Raw genomic sequence first — 3,415 nt, forward strand, 5'->3', positions numbered from 1 at the left:
AAGGCTTTCCATGGCCAGGACTACGCCGCGCTCAAGCGCGACCTCACCGCCCTGATGACCGACAGCCAGCCCTGGTGGCCGGCCGACTATGGCCACTACGGCCCCTTCTTCATCCGCATGGCCTGGCACAGCGCCGGCACCTACCGCACGGGCGATGGCCGCGGCGGCGCATCCTCCGGCTCCCAGCGCTTCGCCCCTCTCAACTCCTGGCCAGACAACGCCAACCTCGACAAGGCCCGGCGCCTGCTCTGGCCGATCAAGCAGAAGTACGGCGCGGCGCTCTCCTGGGCCGATCTGATGATCCTGGCCGGCAATGTGGCCATCGAGTCCATGGGTGGCCCTGTCTTCGGCTTCGGCGGCGGCCGCAAGGACGTCTGGGAGCCCGAGAAGGACATCTACTGGGGCTCGGAGGAACAGTGGGTCGGCCAGGGCGCCGAAACCCGCATCCAGCCCGACAAGGAGATGGCGCTGGAAAACCCCCTGGCCGCCATCCAGATGGGCCTCATCTACGTCAATCCCGAAGGCCCCGGCGGCGAGCCTGACGCCATCCAGTCCGGTCGCGACATCCGCGAGACCTTCGCCCGCATGGGCATGAACGACGAGGAGACCGTCGCGCTCACCGCCGGCGGCCACACCTTCGGCAAGGCACACGGGGCCGGCGACGCCTCCAAGATCGGGGCCGAGCCCGAAGGCGCCGACATCGCCCAGCAGGGCCTGGGCTGGACCTCCAGTCATGAGAGCGGCATCGGCGACCACACCATCACCAGCGGCATCGAGGGCGCCTGGACCCCCACCCCCGTCCAGTGGACGATGAACTACTTCCACATGCTGCTGGACTACGACTACGAGCTGGTCCGCAGCCCCGCCGGGGCCAAGCAGTGGCAGCCCATCAACCAGAAGCCGGAAGACATGGCGCCGGGCGCCCACGATCCCTCCAAGCGCCTGCCGACCATGATGACCACGGCCGACATGGCCATGAAGATGGACCCCAAGTACCGGGAGATCTCCGAGCGCTTCCGGGCCAATCCCGATCAGTTCGCCGACGCCTTCGCCCGGGCCTGGTTCAAGCTCTGCCACCGCGACATGGGGCCCAAGGCCCGCTACTTCGGCCCCGAAGTGCCCGCCGAAGACCTGATCTGGCAGGACCCCATCCCCCCGGTCGATCATCCCCTGGTGGACGCCGCCGATATCGCGGCGCTGAAGGGCAAGCTGCTGGACTCCGGCCTCACGGTGGCCGAGCTCGTCCAGACCGCCTGGGCGTCTGCCTCCACCTATCGCGGCTCCGACCACCGGGGCGGCGCCAATGGCGCCCGCATCCGCCTGGCCCCGCAGAAGGACTGGGAGGTCAACCAGCCTGAGCAGCTTTCCCGCGTCCTCAAGGTGCTGGAAGGGATCAAGGCCGCCTTCGACGCCGGGGCTTCCGGCGGCAAGAAGATCTCGCTCGCCGACCTGATCGTCCTGGGCGGCGTGGCTGCGGTGGAGAAGGCCGCCAAGGCCGCCGGCCAGGAGGTCACCGTCCCCTTCACCCCGGGCCGCACCGACGCCTCGGCTGAGCAGACCGACGCCGAGGGCTTCGAGGTCCTCGAGCCCAAGGCCGACGGCTTCCGCAACTATCTGCAGGTCAAGTTCAGCGTCCCCACCGAGGAGCTGCTGATCGACCGGTCCCAGCTGCTCACCCTGACAGCGCCCGAAATGGCCGTTCTGGTCGGCGGCCTGCGGGTGCTGGGCGCCAACCATGGCGGGTCCAAGGACGGGGTCTTCACCGACCGCCCCGGCCAGCTGACCAACGACTTCTTCGTCAACCTGCTCGACATGGGCACGGCGTGGAAGCAGGTGGACGACAGCGCCGATGACCTCTTCATCGGAACCTGCCGCAGGACCAACCAGCAGAAGTGGACCGCCACCCGCACCGACCTGGTGTTCGGCTCCAACTCCCAGCTGCGCGCCCTGTCAGAGGTCTACGCCTCGGCCGACGCCGGCCAGAAGTTCGTGACCGACTTCATCAACGCCTGGACCAAGGTGATGAACGCCGACCGCTTCGACCTCCCCCGGGAGAAGCGCCTGGCCGGCGCCCACTAAAGCTAAAGCCTGGCCCCCGCCGCGACGCCTTCGGGCGTGGCGGCGGGGTGTTCGACGCAGGCTGGATCTGACCTCAGAACCGCGTGCGCAGGGCGAAGGTCACGTTCCGGGGCTCGCCATAGGTGTTGTAGGTGTTGGGTCCCCCGATCCGGGCGTAATAGGTCTCGTCCAGCAGGTTGTTGATGGTCACGGCCACCGAGGTCTTCGGCGTCAGGGCATAGCCCCCATGCAGACTGACCAGGGCATAGGGCGGCTGTTCCCGAACCCCGGCGACGCCGGCGCCCAGGAAGGTGCTCTGGGCCATCAGACCTGCGCCGAACCAGGCCCGGTCCCACCCTGGCGCGGTCGGGGTGTACTTGGCGAAGACCTTCAGCGTGTGCTCCGGCTCCCAGGTGTCAAAGGCCTGGCCCACCAGACTGGGGGTCGAGTTCTCGATGTGCTCGGTCTGGATGAACGAATAGCCGAACGACAGGTCCACGCCGCGATAGGGTCGCCCGGTCACCTCGAAGTCGGCGCCGCGCACCTCTACCTCCCCCTGCTGCAGGAAAAAGCCGGGATGAGCCACATCGGTGAAGGCGCGGTTCACTTCCCGGGTCCGATAGACGGCCAGGGCGGCCAGCAGCCCCTCGTTGAAGAACGTCCCCTTGATCCCGCCCTCGATCTGCTTGCCGACCCGGGGGTCGAGGGGCGAGCCTCCGCCCGCGTCCCACTTCAGCGCGGTCTGCGGAATGAAGATGTCGGAATAGCTGCCGTACAGGGTGATGTTCGGACGCAGATAATAGACCACCCCGGCATAGGGCGTGACCTCCCCCTCCGCATGGGCGCCGCGCACATAGTTGGTCGGCCGGGGATTGGGGGCGATGGTCCGGCTCTGGGATTCAAAATCGCTGATCCGCGCCCCCAGCACCACCGTCAGCCCATCGATGATCTCGAAGCGGCCCTGGCCATAGAGGCCGCTCTGCTCGATGCGGTTCTGCGTACCGTTATTGTAGATGAAGTCGGGTCGCGGAACATTGACGGCGTCTTCAAAGGCGATCCCCGTCCCGGACGGTGAGCCCGTGAAGAAGCTGGTCGTCGCCGACTTGTTGTGAAAATTGTAGAGTTCCCAGCTGTAGCCGACCATTAGGGTATGGCTGCGGCCAAACAGATTCAGCGGCCCCGTGGCGTAGAGATCGACCCCGGTCCGCTCGGTGATCCCGTCGCTGCTGCGCACATTGAAACTGGAGAAGCGGTTGGTGGCCGGGTTCAGCCCCGTCCCCGGGGTCGGGAAACCATCGGTGAAGATCTTGTTCTGCTCGCGATAGGTGACCTTGGCCCGCGCCACCCACTGGCTGTC

The 3,415-nt window shown here is 67.1% G+C and carries 2 protein-coding genes; one reads left to right on the forward strand and one right to left on the reverse strand.

What is annotated here, in order from left to right:
• Positions 1-2,079: catalase/peroxidase HPI (gene katG / locus Q7V15_RS16215; protein WP_304756886.1), on the forward strand; the 2,079-nt coding region annotated here is incomplete at its 5' end.
• A 73-nt stretch (positions 2,080-2,152) separates the two neighbouring features.
• Here the strand turns inward: katG and Q7V15_RS16220 are convergent.
• On the reverse strand, positions 2,153-3,415 hold a 1,263-nt coding region (locus Q7V15_RS16220; protein ID WP_304756887.1), incomplete at its 5' end, for a TonB-dependent siderophore receptor.

The organism is Phenylobacterium sp. (assembly GCF_030651755.1).
In the GTDB taxonomy this organism is placed as follows: domain Bacteria; phylum Pseudomonadota; class Alphaproteobacteria; order Caulobacterales; family Caulobacteraceae; genus Phenylobacterium.